This window comes from Pseudomonas botevensis, assembly GCF_019145475.1.
Lineage (GTDB): Bacteria > Pseudomonadota > Gammaproteobacteria > Pseudomonadales > Pseudomonadaceae > Aquipseudomonas > Aquipseudomonas botevensis.
Genome location: NZ_JAHTKI010000007.1, coordinates 52,740 through 65,401, shown reverse-complemented (window position 1 = coordinate 65,401; position 12,662 = coordinate 52,740). Strand labels below are relative to the sequence as shown.

Below are 12,662 nucleotides of genomic sequence, written 5' to 3'. Positions count from 1 at the left end.
TGTCAGTGACACACACGAGATACCTGCGCGACGTCAAATGAGCTCCAACGAGGCAACACCAGTCGCCTGGTTGGATCTTTCAACGTCCGGAGACATCGTCATGAACTGGTAAACCGCCCATCGCACGACTTTGGCCCTGCCGGGCTCGAAGAACCTCATCCGCTTCGCTCAATCGCTCAAGGAGTTCGCAATGAAAAAACTGATCACGGCATTGGCGGTCGCCGGCAGCCTGTTTGCAGGCGCCCACGCTTTCGCCCAGTCCGAAAAACCCACTGTCGTTCTGGTACACGGGGCCTTTGCCGATGCCTCCAGCTGGAACGGCGTGGCAAAGATTCTGGAAAAGGATGGCTACGCGGTGGTGGCAGCGGCCAATCCATTGCGCAGCGTCAAAGGCGATGGCGCAGAGGTTTCCGCGCTGCTGGCGAGCATCAAGTCGCCGGTCGTATTGGTCGGGCACTCCTACGGCGGCAACGTCATCAGCGAGGCGGCCAATGACCGGCCGAATGTCAAAGCACTGGTGTACGTCAGCGCTTTCGCGCCGGAGCAGGGCGAGACCGTCGCCGGGCTGGCCGGCAAGTTCCCGGGCAGCACCCTCGGCCCGACGCTGGCGGCGCCGGTCGCACTGGCTGACGGCGGCAAGGATCTGTACATCCAGCAGGACAAGTTTCATGACCAGTTCGCGGCCGACGTGCCTGCCGCGCAAGCGGCGCTGATGGCGGCTACGCAACGCCCGGTCACTGAAGCGGCGCTCAACGAACAGTCCGGTGCCCCGGCCTGGAAGCACATTCCGTCCTGGTACATCTACGGCGATAAAGACAAGAACATTCCACCGCAGGCAATGGCGTTCATGGCCAAACGCGCCGACGCCAAAGCGATAGAAGTGGTGAAGGGTGGCTCCCATGTGGTGATGGTTTCACACCCGGAGGCGGTTGCCCGGTTGATTGAAAAAGCGGCGGTCGCGAAGTAGTTCGCGCTCGTTAAAACAACAGGGCCTCAGCCGGAATGCGGCTGAGGCCCTGTTTCATATGCGCATAGGATCAATCCAGATCAGACGCCTGATGCCGTTCCGGCAACTGTTTGTCTTCATCGCCCCAGGTGCGGTTGACCCGCTGCCCGCGCAGTACCGCCGGCCGCTTGGCGATTTCTTCCGCCCAGCGCTGCACATGGGTGTACTCATGGGCGGCCAGGAACTCGGCGGCCGAGTAGACGTTGTTGCGCACCAGTTGGCCATACCACGGCCAGACCGCGATGTCGGCGATGGTGTAGCTGTCGCCCGCCAGGTACTTGCTTTCGGCCAGGCGTCGGTCCAGCACATCCAGCTGCCGTTTGGCTTCCATGGTGAAACGGTTGATCGCGTATTCGAACTTCTCCGGCGCATAGGCATAGAAATGCCCGAAGCCACCGCCCAGATAAGGTGCCGAACCCATCTGCCAGAACAGCCAGTTCAGGGTTTCGGCGCGGCCGGCCGGGTCCTTGGGCAGCAAAGCGCCGAATTTTTCCGCGAGATACAGCAGGATCGAACCTGATTCGAAGACGCGAATCGGTGGTTCCACGCTGCGATCCAGCAGCGCCGGAATCTTCGAGTTCGGATTGACCTCGACAAAACCACTGGAGAACTGGTCGCCCTCGCCGATGCGAATCAGCCAGGCGTCGTACTCGGCTTCGGTGTGTCCGAGCGCCAACAGTTCTTCGAGCAGGATCGTCACTTTCACGCCATTGGGCGTGGCAAGCGAATACAACTGCAACGGATGCTTGCCAACTGGCAGGGTCTTGTCATGGGTCGGCCCGGCCACCGGGCGGTTGATACTGGCGAACTGTCCACCGGACGGCGCTTCGTGTTTCCAGACCTTGGGCGGAACGTAAGACGCTTTGCTCATGAAGCAGACCTCATTGTTTGCTGGCTGAGATGACGTGGACCCGGGTCAGAACCTCGGGTTCCTGCCTGACAGGACACCACAGAACAGCAGCGGATTGCCAATGAAGTCTCTATTCCGGGCAAGTCCCGGGCATTGCGCGCAGCCCTTCGACAAACGCGGCGATCTGTCGTTTGTCCCGCAGGTGCAATACCGGAATCTCTGGCGCGGTGGCAAGGCGCACCGACTCGATACCGGGGCGATAGGCGCGATCAAAGGCCCAGACGAACCCAAGAAATGTCAGGAAGGCCCGGTTGAGTTTTTCCGTGCAGCCGGCTGGCAGGTCGGGGCGAGGGCGGTTCATGACGCTGCGGATGAACACCCGAATCAAGCAAGTGAGGCGCGGCGTATCGAGCCAGATGATCAGGTCCGCGCGCGGCAGGCGCAGGTCGAACGTGCGTCGGGAGTAGTTGCCTTCGCAAATCCAGGCATCTGGCATGACCGCTTCGCGAACCCGTTCACGAAACTCTTCTGCATCGGGCTCGGTCCAGTCGGGTTCCCAGAACAGCGTATCCAGGTGCACCACCGGTAGCCCTAGGCGTTCGCCGAGTCTGCGGGCGAGAGTGGATTTGCCACTACCGGCATTTCCTAGAATCACAATCCGTTGCATGGAGACTTCCTGTCGCGAAAAAAGGCCGGCGATTTTGCCGGTTTTACCCGGCGAGTCAACGGTTAAACAGCCCGCCAGTCCTCAGCGCAAACTCCACGACACCCCGACATACATCGCCATGCCTTCCCCCGGCGTCGAACGCGCCGCGTCCAGGCCTTTGTCGTCGTAGCCCGGGGTGACGGTCGCGGCGTAACGCTGGTCGGTCAGGTTGCGCATATCCAGCCAGGTCTGCCAGTCACCCTTGGGCGCGTTGTAGCCCAGGGTGGCGCCGAAAGTGGCGTACGGGTCGGCGTAATAACTGTTGGCGTAATCCACCGCGACTTTCGACGACAACTGCGTGTTCAGTGCCGCGAAGAAACCCTGCGGCCAGTCGTAGCGCAACTCGCCCTGGTAGTAATGCATCGGCAGGCCCGGCAGGCGGTTGTCGCCGAAGCGCTCGTCGTCGCGGTAGTGGAAGTCGCTGAAGGTGTAGGCCTGACGCAGGCTCAACTGGCCGCCGTCGTTGGCCGTCCACAGATGGCTCTGCAGACTGGCTTCGACGCCTTGATGCACCGTGGGGCTGGCGTTGAGTTCATAAGGCGTGGTGGCGTTGGCGTCCGGCAATACCGAAAGCAGTTCGTGGCGCACTTGCGCGTAGTACCAGGCCAGGCTCCATTCGCCCAGCGTACTGTCGCCGCGACCGCCGAGTTCCAGGGTGGTCGCGGTCTGGTTTTGCAGTTTGATCGGGTCGCGCTGGGTGCCGGTGGCCGCACCGTTGCCCGGCCCAAAGCGGATGTTGGAGCTGTAGATCAGCGACCACGGGTGCGGCGCTTCCACCGAACGGCTGAGATTGCCGAACAGTTGCAGATCCGGCGTCACCTGATAGCGCAGGCCCAGGCGCGGGGCATAGTCCCAGTCGCCCAGGCTGGTCTTGCCGCCGCTTTGCGGGTAGGTAACATCGCTTTCGCGGCGGGTGTAGATCGCGGCGAGACCAGTGGTGAGCCACAGGTCGTCGGCGATTTCCAGGTCATTGCCTACATGCAGGACGGTGTCCGAACCCTGATAGGTGAAATTGCGCATGTGCGTGCCCGGCGCATAACCGGCGGTGTTGCCGGTCGGGATGCGGACCATTTCGCTGGCGCCGTCGTTGGGCAGGTGTTTGGTCACGCGCAGGCCCACGGTGCTGCGGCTTTCCATTCCCCAAAGCGTGTCGCGGCGCTTGTAGTCGAAGGTGCCGCTGACGTCGGTGTAGGCGACCTTCAGACGATTGGGGCCTTCGCGCAGATCCATCGGGTAGTCGTGATAAACCAGCCCGGTCTGGATGCTCGAATCGTCGTCGATGTAGAACGTGGTCTTGTTGCCGAAGAACGTACTGCCCGGTTGCTTGCGGCTGTCGTCCCGCGACACATAGGCAGGGTTGGCCGCCCGTGGATCATGTTCGATGGAATGCTTGGTGACCCGGCCGGCGAGGTCGTTGTCGGTCTCGCGGTAGCGGAAATAGAAGCGGGTTTCCAGATTCGGGTTGAAGCGATAGCCGACGTTGGCAATGACACCCTGGCTCTCGCTTTTGGTGTGATCCTGATAACCGTCAGCGCTCGCGTCAGTGGCTGATACGTAGTAATCGAAGTCGCCCAGCACCTGCCCGGAACTGATCTGACGCTGCTGATAACCCTTGCTGCCCATTGCATAACGCACCTGTAATTTCGGCGCGTCGTAACCGGTGTGGCTGACGTAATCAATGGCGCCGCCCAGGGCCAGCGCGCCACGGTCGAAGCCATTGGCGCCGCGCAGCACTTCCACATGATCGAGCCACAAGGGTTCCAGCAACTCATAAGGCGTGCCACCGGGGCCGGTCAGCGGCAGACCGTCGAGCATCGTGTACAACCCCGAGGCGTGGGCACCCGGCGCACGGTTGATCCCCGAACCTCGGATCGAGATTTTCGTCCCTTCATTGCCGGAAGACTGGGCATATACCCCCGGCTGATAAGTCAGCACATCCTGATTGCCGGCCACGCGGCCCTGCAACGGGCGGCGCATGTCGACCACATTGCTGCCGCCGGGAACCTGAGCGAGACGCGCCCTGGCTTCTTCGACACTCGCGTTTTCGCTGCCCTGATCCTCAGCCGAAATCAGCACTTGCCCCAGCTCCAGGCCTTGGGTTTCAGCCATCGCCGGACAGGCAAGGGCCAGCCCCAACAATGCAGTGGGCAGGGATTTGGGCGCGGGCATCGAGAAACTCCAGACAGACAGGAACGGGCAATGAACATTGCGACGTGTAAAGGAACGAAGGAAACACATCGCAATTTGGTTTTTTCAGGACTGATGGCGAACCGCGTCTGTGAGGGGCCGCGGGGCAGGCGACGAACGGAGCTAAGGTTTGAATTTGACCGGTCGATAACCCGATTGCGACCGTTCCGCGAACAGTGAGCGGCGCCCACGCGCAATACCCCGCAGACTTACACCCGCACAGCATGCGAAACGCGGTCACAGCGTTTCGCCTACCAGTTTTCCAGCCCGACCATGGAAGGCGGCAACCCATTTTTGGCGAGGCTTCATGACCGATTTTTCCGAACTATTCCCGCCATCCGGTGGCTGCCAGGGATGCCGACGCAGCAGCCAGCCCGACCTCGAATTTTCCTTCGCTTTTCAGCCTATCGTCGATCTGCGAAATCGAAGCGTTTTCGCGCATGAAGCACTTGTACGCGGCATCAATGGCGAGAGTGCCTTGTCTGTGCTTGAGCAGGTCGACGATCAGAACCGCTACCGTTTCGACCAGCAGTGTCGTGTTCGGGCGATCTCGACCGCCGCAGACCTGGGAATGACGCAGCATCTGTCGATCAACTTTCTGCCCAATGCCGTTTACCGCCCGGAACTGTGCATCCGCAGCACACTGGATGCGGCACGCGCTCACGGTTTTCCCCTCGACCGGCTGATCTTCGAAGCGGTCGAGGGTGAGCACGTCGAAAGCAACAGACACCTGATGAATATCCTGCGCGAATACCGTGAGTTTGGCTTCAAGACTGCCATCGATGATTTTGGCGCCGGCTATTCCGGGTTGAACCTGCTGGCCGATTTTCAGCCGGATCTGATCAAGCTGGACATGGCGCTGATTCGTGATATTCATCGCGATCGCGTACGTCAGGCAATCGTTCGAGGGGTGGTGGGCATCTGTGTGGAGCTGGGAGTAGAGGTGATTGCCGAAGGCATCGAACACGCCGAAGAACGGGACTTCCTCGCCGATTGCGGCATCTATCTGATGCAGGGTTACTGGTTCGCCAAGCCTGCGTTCAAAGCTCTGGCGCAAATTCCAGAAGGTGCCTGGCCACAGCATTGATCGACATCGGCAGGCGCCACCGAGGCATTGCACCCCGGTGGCCGAACCGTCAGCCTGTCACGCAACCCTGCGGGACTTTGCCGGCGAAGCTGTCCACCAGACTCGCCACCACCATTTCCCCCATGCGCGTGCGGGTCTGCAAGGTGGCGCTGGCGCGATGCGGTTGCAGCACCACTTGCTCGTTGCCGAACAACGCTTCGGGGACGTTCGGCTCATCGACGAACACATCCAGCGCTGCGCCGGCAATCTCACCGGCTGCAAGGGCGGCGACCAGATCGGTCTCGTTGACCAGTTTGCCCCGGGCGACGTTGATCAAATAACCGTCCGTCCCCAAAGCCTTCAACACCTGGGCATCGATGATTGCTTCGGCCTTGTCGGCGGCAGCGGCAAGAATCAGGGCGTCGCTGTCGCGGGCCAGTTGCTTGAGGTCGGCGACAAAGGTGTGGCTGACATCGCTCATCGGTTGCAGATCGGTGTAGCTGATCGGGCAACCGAAGGCTGCCGCGCGAACCGCCACCGCACGACCCACCCGGCCCATGCCGACGATGCCGATACGCATGCCGGACACCTGACGCGCCAGTGGCAGCGGGGCCAGCGGCGTCGGGCTCTGCGGCCACTGGCCTGAGCGCACGTAACGATCGCTGGTGCAGAGCCCGCGACACACGGCAATCAACAACCCTATCGCCAGATCGGCAACGTCCTCGGTCAGGGCGCCGATAGTGGCGGTCACCCGAATGCCGCGATCCCTGGCGTAGGCCAGATCCACCGCATCGGTGCCCACGCCATTGACCGCGACCACTTCCAGATTGGGCAGTTGCGCCATCACTGCCTGGGTGATGCCGGTATGCCCGCCGGTGATTACGCCACGGATATTGGCGCCGTGCTGTTGCAGGTAGGCGGCTTTGTCGGTTTGCTGGAAATAGCGCCGCACGGTGAACAGTTCATCGAGTCGGGCATTGATTTGCGGAATCAGGATCGGGCTGAGCTGCAAGACTTCTGGCTTCATGTAAACCTCGAATAATTCAAAAAAGATTCAACCGCGACCGGCAAACGGCATGGCGCTGGCCATGACGGTCATGTTCAGGACGTTGGCCGCCAGCGGCAGGGCGGCGATGTAGCGCACGGCATCGGCGACATGCTGGACGTCGACCATCGGCTCCACCGCGATGCTGCCGTTGGCCTGGCGCACACCTTTGGTCATGCGCACGGACATTTCGGTCAGGGCATTGCCGATGTCGATCTGGCTGCAGACGATGTTGAATTCCCGTCCATCCAGCGCCAGGGATTTGGTCAGGCCCAGCACGGCGTGTTTGCTGGCGGTGTAGGCGCTGCTGAACGGCCTTGGGGTATGGGCCGAGATCGAGCCGTTATTGATGATGCGTCCGCCCTGCGGCTGCTGTCGGCGCATCAGGCCGAACGCGCCACGGGCGCAGAGGAAAACCCCGTTGAGGTTGGTGTCGATCACGTTGCGCCATTGCTCGACCGTCAGCTCATCCAGCGGCACGGCGGGGGCATTGATGCCCGCGTTGTTGAACACCACGTCCAGGCGTCCGTAGACCTCGCTGATTGTCGCGAACAGTCGGTCGACACTGGCTTCATCACGAACGTCGGTGGGAACGGCCAAGGCCTCGAGACCTTCATTGCACGCCTGCTCGACCAGGGCTTGCAAAGGCTCAGGCCGCCGGCCGGCCAGAACCAAAGTGAAACCGTCAGCCATCAGGGCCTGGGCCACGGCGCGACCGATTCCGCTGCCGGCGCCGGTCACCAGTGCGACTTTCAAGGGTTGAGTGTTGGGCATGTCGGGTTTTCCTTTTTTATTGATCCGGGTGGGAGGCTTCAGGGACGTTGGCCGACGCGCATTTCCAATTGGCCGATGCCGTCGACCCCGGCGTTGATCACGTCGCCCGGCTGCAGGCCGTCAACACCCGCCGGGCTGCCGGTCATGATCAGGTCCCCGGCGCGCAGGGCGATCGATTGCGAGATGCGGCTGATGACTTCGCTGACCGACCAGATCTGGCTGTCGAGGCTGTCGCGCTGGCGTTCCTCGCCGTTGACGTTGAGCCACAACTCGCCATCGGGATGCCCGGAGCGCGTCACTGGAACGATGGCGGTCATCGGGGCGGCACCGTCGAAGACTTTGGCGCCTTCCCACGGCAAGCCGTTGCTCTTGGCCGCGCGTTGTACGTCGCGCCGGGTCAGGTCGAGTCCGGCGGCGTAACCCCAGACGTAAGCCAGCGCCTGACTTTCCGGAATATTCGCGCCACCTTCGCCGATGGCCACCACCAGTTCGATTTCGTGGGCAAAGTCCCCGGTCAGCGCCGGGAACGCCACTTCACCGACGGCATCCACCACGGTGCTCGCCGGCTTCATGAAAAACACCGGCGGGATGCGCGATTGGCCCTGGGTCTGGGTATCCGGCCATGGATAGTTACGGCCTACACAAAACACCCGGCCCACCGGAAAACGTTGCTGGCTGCCAGCAACCGGCAAGGTCACAGGCAAATCCGGGGTAAAGACGTACTCGGTCATGTTCATCTCTGTAGAAGTCCTGATTGAAACGTCAGCGTACGGCGGCATCCGGGGGTGAAGTTGGACGAATGCCGCCTCGTATTGGAGAAAACCGTTGTGTTTGCTTCAACGCGGCTTGAGTTCGATGCGATACAAACGGCCGAGCAGCAGCGAATAGGACAGCGTGCCGATCAGGGCCACGCCGCCGATGAACCAGAAGGCGTAGGCGAACGAGCCGGTGGCATGGACGATCGCGCCAATCACGATTGGCGTGACGATCCCGCCGATGTTGGCCGCCAGGCTGGTCACGCCTCCGGTGAGGCCGATCAGTTCCTTGGGCGCGACTTCCGATACCGCCGCCCACGACGACGAAGCGATGCCCTGGGCGAAGAAGGCAACGGTGAGAATGGCGATGCAGATCAGGTTCGAATCGGTGAAGTTCACCAGCACAATCGACATGCCGAGCATCGAGCCGACCACCAGCGGCAACTTGCGGGCGAACGACATCGAGCAGCCACGGCGAATCAGCAGATCGGAGATGATCCCGGCCAGCAGGATGCCGACCGTTGCACCCACGAACGGCAGGACGGCGAAGATCCCGGCCTTGATCATGGTCAGTTGGCGTTCTTCGATCAGGTACGTCGGGAACCAGGTCAGGAAGAAGTACAGCGCCGAGGTGCTGGCAAACTTGCCGATGCAGATTGCCCAGATCTGCCGGTACGAAAACAGTTCGGCCACCTGGCGCCAGTTGAAACGGGTGCGTTCCTGGCTGCTCTTGACCAGCCCGCCGCCGGATTCGATGTATTGCAGTTCTTCCTTGCTGACCTTCTTGCATTCCAGCGGATCGCGGTAGAAGTACAGCCAGAACACCCCGAACACAATGCCGAGTGCGCCGGTGCTGTAGAACACGTGACGCCAGTCAAACGTGGTTGCCAGCCACAGCAGCACACCGGTGAACAGCGCCGTGCCCAGATACTGGCCGCACACGTAAATGCTGCTGGCCATGCCCCGTTCGCGGGCCGGAAACCAAACCGTCACCGCGCGGCTGTTGGCGGGAAACGCCGGCGCCTCCATGGCCCCGACCGCCAGACGCAGGCCGAACAGCGAGGCGAAGCCTGAGGCCAGGCCCTGGCAGACGGTGACCGTCGACCAACTGATCAGTGACACGCCATAAGTCAGCCGCGAGCCGAAACGGTCGGCGATGAACCCGGCAGGCACCAGGGCCAGCGCGTAAGTCCAGGCAAATGCCGAGAAGATCAGGCCCATTTCGATCTTGTCCAGGCCCAGGTCCTTGGCCATGAACGGTGCGGCAATCGAGATGTTCACCCGGTCGATGTAGTTGATGATCGTCGCGATCAGCAGCAGCGACAGCATGAACCAGCGTCGCCGTGTCGGCAGCCGCTTGGTGGGTGCGGCGTCCTGGACGCCACTGATCGCCGACGCAGCGGCGGTTTGCGAGAGAGGGGAGTTGGACATGGAATTGGCCTTGTTATTGTTGGGAGCCGTTGTTTTGCGCGCAGCCGGTCCCGCTCCCCGAATGTCGGGGTTGGGTGTTTTCTTGCGAGCGGTGGGCGGCGCAGCCAGCCGGAGTCAGGCGTGCGAAAGCGTCTTCAGGCGCGTGCCGATGAGAGAGAGGAGTGAGGGCGGGCGAGAGGGGAAATGCTGTTTCATAACGTGCGCACCTTTGATTGTTTTTGGAGGAGGTCGGGCTGCATTGGTCTTTACAGTGGTCGTACAACCTCGCTAAATCAACACGCCTGTCAGATCGTTTTTCGGGAAGAAAACGCTGATCTTTGGATCTGTCCAAAAAATTCTAGAATGCAGGAAACGCGGTTTTTTGACCTTTAACATCCAACTAACTGTTTTTAATAGATAAATAGTCTCTGCATTGTGTTGGTTTTTTTGGACTTTGACCGTTCGTCGGCAATGTGCGGAAAAGTACGGCCACACTCATGTCATCGTATGACCTATTGAAAAACGGACGAACTGACCGTCACAATCGGCCACCGCCTATGCACCTTGTCGAGGAATTCCGGGAGATGTCAGCCAGCAGCCGAGTGCCCACCTATGTCATGCAGCAGCGCAGCGAGCTGACCGACTTCTATATTCGTGACAAGCAGGGACGACGCGCTGAAACCAGTCCTCACCGCCACGAATATTTCCAGATCCAGATCAACCTCGGCGGCGACACCGTGCAGCACATCGGCAACGTCGAGCGCCCGTTTCCGCGCAATACCCTGGCTTTTATCCTGCCGCACCGCGTCCATGTGATTCCGCACCCGGCCGACAGCAAGTTCATGGTGATCAATTTTTCCCAGACATTTCTGCTGCCGCATTTGCAATGCGATCCGATGGACCTGGAGGAAGTCTCGATCCTGCTGGCACCGGAGTTGTCGCCGTTCCGTTTTCAGGAACACCTGGACTTCATTCTCGGCGACGAGGATTTCGCCCGGGTCTGTGGCCTGATCGAACAAATGCGCGCGCTGGATGAAAACCGCCAGTTCGGTACTCGCGAGATGCTCAAGGGCTTGCTGCTGCAACTGATTGGCAGCGTCTGTGGCTTGTATGCCGAACCGCTCAAGCGGCTGGCCGAAGAGAACGCGGCGGAAACCAGTCGACGGGATGCGTTGGGCCGGATGTCCGAGTACCTGCGCAAGAACATCGCTGACCCGGATCTGAACCTGATCAAGGTCGCCGCCGCGACCTACCTGTCACCGACCTATCTGACGCACTGGCTGCGCAAGGAAATCGGCAAGACCTTCACCGAACTGGTGCTCGAACGGCGAATGCATGCGGCGCGTAACTACCTGCTCAACAGCGCTCGACCGGTGGGCGAGGTGGCGCGGTTGTGCGGATTCGCCGACGAGGCGTACTTTTCCCGGCGCTTCCGGCAGATCCACGGCCAGCCGCCAGGGCAATTTCGCAGGCAGCAACTCAATCCGGACACGCCGCAATCGCCAACGGGGACATAGGTCGGTGATTGCGGACAGATCCGTCCGCAGAGAGTGGAAATACAGCCGGTTTTTCTCCAGTGGCGTGTGGCCTAAGGTGGCCTCCAGTTAATTATTGGAGGTCACCATGAATCACCCAACCCTGTTTTCCGCGATCCAGATCGGCCCGCATGCGCTGTCCCACCGCGTGGTCATGGCACCGCTGACACGCATGCGCTCCGAGCCAGGCGATCTGCCCGGTGCGTTGATGGCCGAGTATTACTCGCAGCGCGCCACCGACGGCGGGTTGATCATTTCCGAAGCCACCGTGGTATCGACCACCGGCAATGGCTATCTCGGCTCACCGGGTCTGTACAACGATGCGCAGATCCCCGGATGGAAGGCCATTACCGATGCGGTTCACGCCAAGGGCGGGCGGATTTTCCTGCAACTGTTTCATGCCGGTCGCCAGTCCCACAGCGACATGCAGCCAGCCGGCGCACAACCGCTGGCGCCTTCGGCCGTCGAGTACAACGGTGTTGCCTACACCGCCAGCGGCTGGGTGCCGAGCACGCCGCATCGGGCCTTGAGCGAAGCGGAAGTCGCCGCGCTGGTCGAAGACTTCCGCCGCGCCGCACAACGCGGTCTGGAGGCGGGTTTCGATGGCGTGGAAATTCACGGCGCCAACGGTTATCTGATCGACCAGTTTTTGCAGGACGGCAGCAACCGGCGTACCGATGCCTACGGCGGCACCATCGCCAAGCGTGCGCGGTTCCTGCTGGACATCACCCGGGAAGTGATTTCGGTGTGGGGCAGCGAGCGGGTGGCGGTACGCCTTGGTCCGAGTGGCAGTTTTGGCGACATGAAGGACAGCGATCCTGAGGCGTTGTTCGTGTATGTGGCGCAGCAACTGGCCGAATTGAAACTGGCCTATCTGCACCTGATCGAGCCACGGGTGATTGGCAACTCGATCGATGAAAGCAAGGATCAGAACCCGGTGGCGGCGCAGTTGATCCGCCAGCACTACGAAGGTTTGATCATTGCGGCGGGCGGATTCAACGCCGCTTCGGCCGAGCGCATCCTGCAGGCCGGCGACGCCGATCTGGTGGCGTTCGGGCGCGACTTCATTGCCAACCCGGATCTGCCGGAGCGCATTCGCCAAGATCTGCCGTTGAATGCCTACGACCGGGATACGTTCTACGGTGGCACCGAGGTCGGCTTTACGGATTATCCGTTCTATCAGCAGAGTGCCTGACCGGCCTCGGTTACAGGTAATACCGCCTTCGCGAGCAAACTCTCTTCCGCATCGGTTTTCGTTGAACACAGAATACGTGCTCAGTGACAATTGAATGTGGGAGCGAGCTTGCTCGCGAAGGCGTTTTGCCGCC

General features: G+C 61.1%; 11 protein-coding genes. 4 read left to right on the top strand and 7 right to left on the bottom strand.

Annotated elements, in window-relative coordinates:
- Positions 1–190 precede the first annotated feature (190 nt).
- Entirely contained in the window at positions 191–967 is a 777-nt protein-coding gene (locus KVQ74_RS11380; RefSeq protein ID WP_217831170.1) for an alpha/beta fold hydrolase, read from the top strand.
- Between the two features lie 70 nt (positions 968–1,037).
- Here the strand turns inward: KVQ74_RS11380 and yghU are convergent, their stop codons facing one another.
- The 3 genes from yghU to KVQ74_RS11365 form a co-directional block, all read right to left on the bottom strand.
- Positions 1,038–1,877 carry a glutathione-dependent disulfide-bond oxidoreductase gene (yghU, locus tag KVQ74_RS11375; RefSeq protein WP_217831169.1) on the bottom strand — a complete coding sequence of 280 codons (840 nt, stop codon included), beginning with the start codon at positions 1,875–1,877 and terminating at the stop codon, positions 1,038–1,040.
- 109 nt (positions 1,878–1,986) lie between these two features.
- Positions 1,987–2,523: a P-loop NTPase family protein gene (locus KVQ74_RS11370; RefSeq protein WP_217831168.1), complete on the bottom strand. Its 537-nt coding sequence runs from the start codon at positions 2,521–2,523 to the stop codon at positions 1,987–1,989.
- Between the two features lie 81 nt (positions 2,524–2,604).
- Positions 2,605–4,731, bottom strand: a complete 2,127-nt coding sequence (locus KVQ74_RS11365; protein ID WP_217831167.1) for a TonB-dependent receptor family protein — start codon at positions 4,729–4,731, stop codon at positions 2,605–2,607.
- Between the two features lie 325 nt (positions 4,732–5,056).
- On the opposite strand from KVQ74_RS11365, the gene rimA reads away from it, so the two are divergent.
- A complete protein-coding gene (gene rimA, locus KVQ74_RS11360) occupies positions 5,057–5,836 on the top strand; it encodes a S6 modification regulatory phosphodiesterase RimA (RefSeq protein ID WP_217831166.1) in 780 nt (259 codons plus the stop codon).
- 49 nt (positions 5,837–5,885) lie between these two features.
- On the opposite strand, the gene KVQ74_RS11355 is transcribed toward rimA, so the two are convergent.
- From KVQ74_RS11355 to KVQ74_RS11340, 4 genes are all read right to left on the bottom strand, one after another.
- The gene (locus KVQ74_RS11355) at positions 5,886–6,842 is read right to left on the bottom strand and encodes a 2-hydroxyacid dehydrogenase (protein ID WP_217831165.1); all 957 of its coding nucleotides are present in this window, start codon (positions 6,840–6,842) and stop codon (positions 5,886–5,888) included.
- Between the two features lie 27 nt (positions 6,843–6,869).
- The gene (locus tag KVQ74_RS11350; RefSeq protein WP_217831164.1) at positions 6,870–7,634 is read right to left on the bottom strand and encodes an SDR family oxidoreductase; all 765 of its coding nucleotides are present in this window, start codon (positions 7,632–7,634) and stop codon (positions 6,870–6,872) included.
- A 38-nt stretch (positions 7,635–7,672) separates the two neighbouring features.
- Positions 7,673–8,371 (bottom strand): fumarylacetoacetate hydrolase family protein, encoded by a 699-nt coding sequence (locus tag KVQ74_RS11345; RefSeq protein ID WP_217831163.1) that lies wholly within the window; start codon positions 8,369–8,371, stop codon positions 7,673–7,675.
- 99 nt (positions 8,372–8,470) lie between these two features.
- Positions 8,471–9,820: an MFS transporter gene (locus KVQ74_RS11340; RefSeq protein WP_217831162.1), complete on the bottom strand. Its 1,350-nt coding sequence runs from the start codon at positions 9,818–9,820 to the stop codon at positions 8,471–8,473.
- Between the two features lie 563 nt (positions 9,821–10,383).
- Here KVQ74_RS11340 and KVQ74_RS11335 point away from each other — a divergent pair.
- Positions 10,384–11,316 carry a helix-turn-helix transcriptional regulator gene (locus KVQ74_RS11335; protein ID WP_217831161.1) on the top strand — a complete coding sequence of 311 codons (933 nt, stop codon included), beginning with the start codon at positions 10,384–10,386 and terminating at the stop codon, positions 11,314–11,316.
- 106 nt (positions 11,317–11,422) lie between these two features.
- Complete coding sequence (locus tag KVQ74_RS11330; RefSeq protein WP_217831160.1) at positions 11,423–12,529, top strand: alkene reductase; 1,107 nt, start codon at positions 11,423–11,425, stop codon at positions 12,527–12,529.
- Positions 12,530–12,662: the final 133 nt, after the last annotated feature.

Bases quoted from the DNA above. Each gene is read 5' to 3' on its own strand.
- KVQ74_RS11380 (WP_217831170.1), top strand. From the start codon at position 191: ATGAAAAAACTGATCACGGCATTGGCGGTCGCCGGCAGCCTGTTTGCA.
- yghU (WP_217831169.1), bottom strand. From the start codon at position 1,877: ATGAGCAAAGCGTCTTACGTTCCGCCCAAGGTCTGGAAACACGAAGCG.
- KVQ74_RS11370 (WP_217831168.1), bottom strand. From the start codon at position 2,523: ATGCAACGGATTGTGATTCTAGGAAATGCCGGTAGTGGCAAATCCACT.
- KVQ74_RS11365 (WP_217831167.1), bottom strand. From the start codon at position 4,731: ATGCCCGCGCCCAAATCCCTGCCCACTGCATTGTTGGGGCTGGCCCTT.
- rimA (WP_217831166.1), top strand. From the start codon at position 5,057: ATGACCGATTTTTCCGAACTATTCCCGCCATCCGGTGGCTGCCAGGGA.
- KVQ74_RS11355 (WP_217831165.1), bottom strand. From the start codon at position 6,842: ATGAAGCCAGAAGTCTTGCAGCTCAGCCCGATCCTGATTCCGCAAATC.
- KVQ74_RS11350 (WP_217831164.1), bottom strand. From the start codon at position 7,634: ATGCCCAACACTCAACCCTTGAAAGTCGCACTGGTGACCGGCGCCGGC.
- KVQ74_RS11345 (WP_217831163.1), bottom strand. From the start codon at position 8,371: ATGAACATGACCGAGTACGTCTTTACCCCGGATTTGCCTGTGACCTTG.
- KVQ74_RS11340 (WP_217831162.1), bottom strand. From the start codon at position 9,820: ATGTCCAACTCCCCTCTCTCGCAAACCGCCGCTGCGTCGGCGATCAGT.
- KVQ74_RS11335 (WP_217831161.1), top strand. From the start codon at position 10,384: ATGTCAGCCAGCAGCCGAGTGCCCACCTATGTCATGCAGCAGCGCAGC.
- KVQ74_RS11330 (WP_217831160.1), top strand. From the start codon at position 11,423: ATGAATCACCCAACCCTGTTTTCCGCGATCCAGATCGGCCCGCATGCG.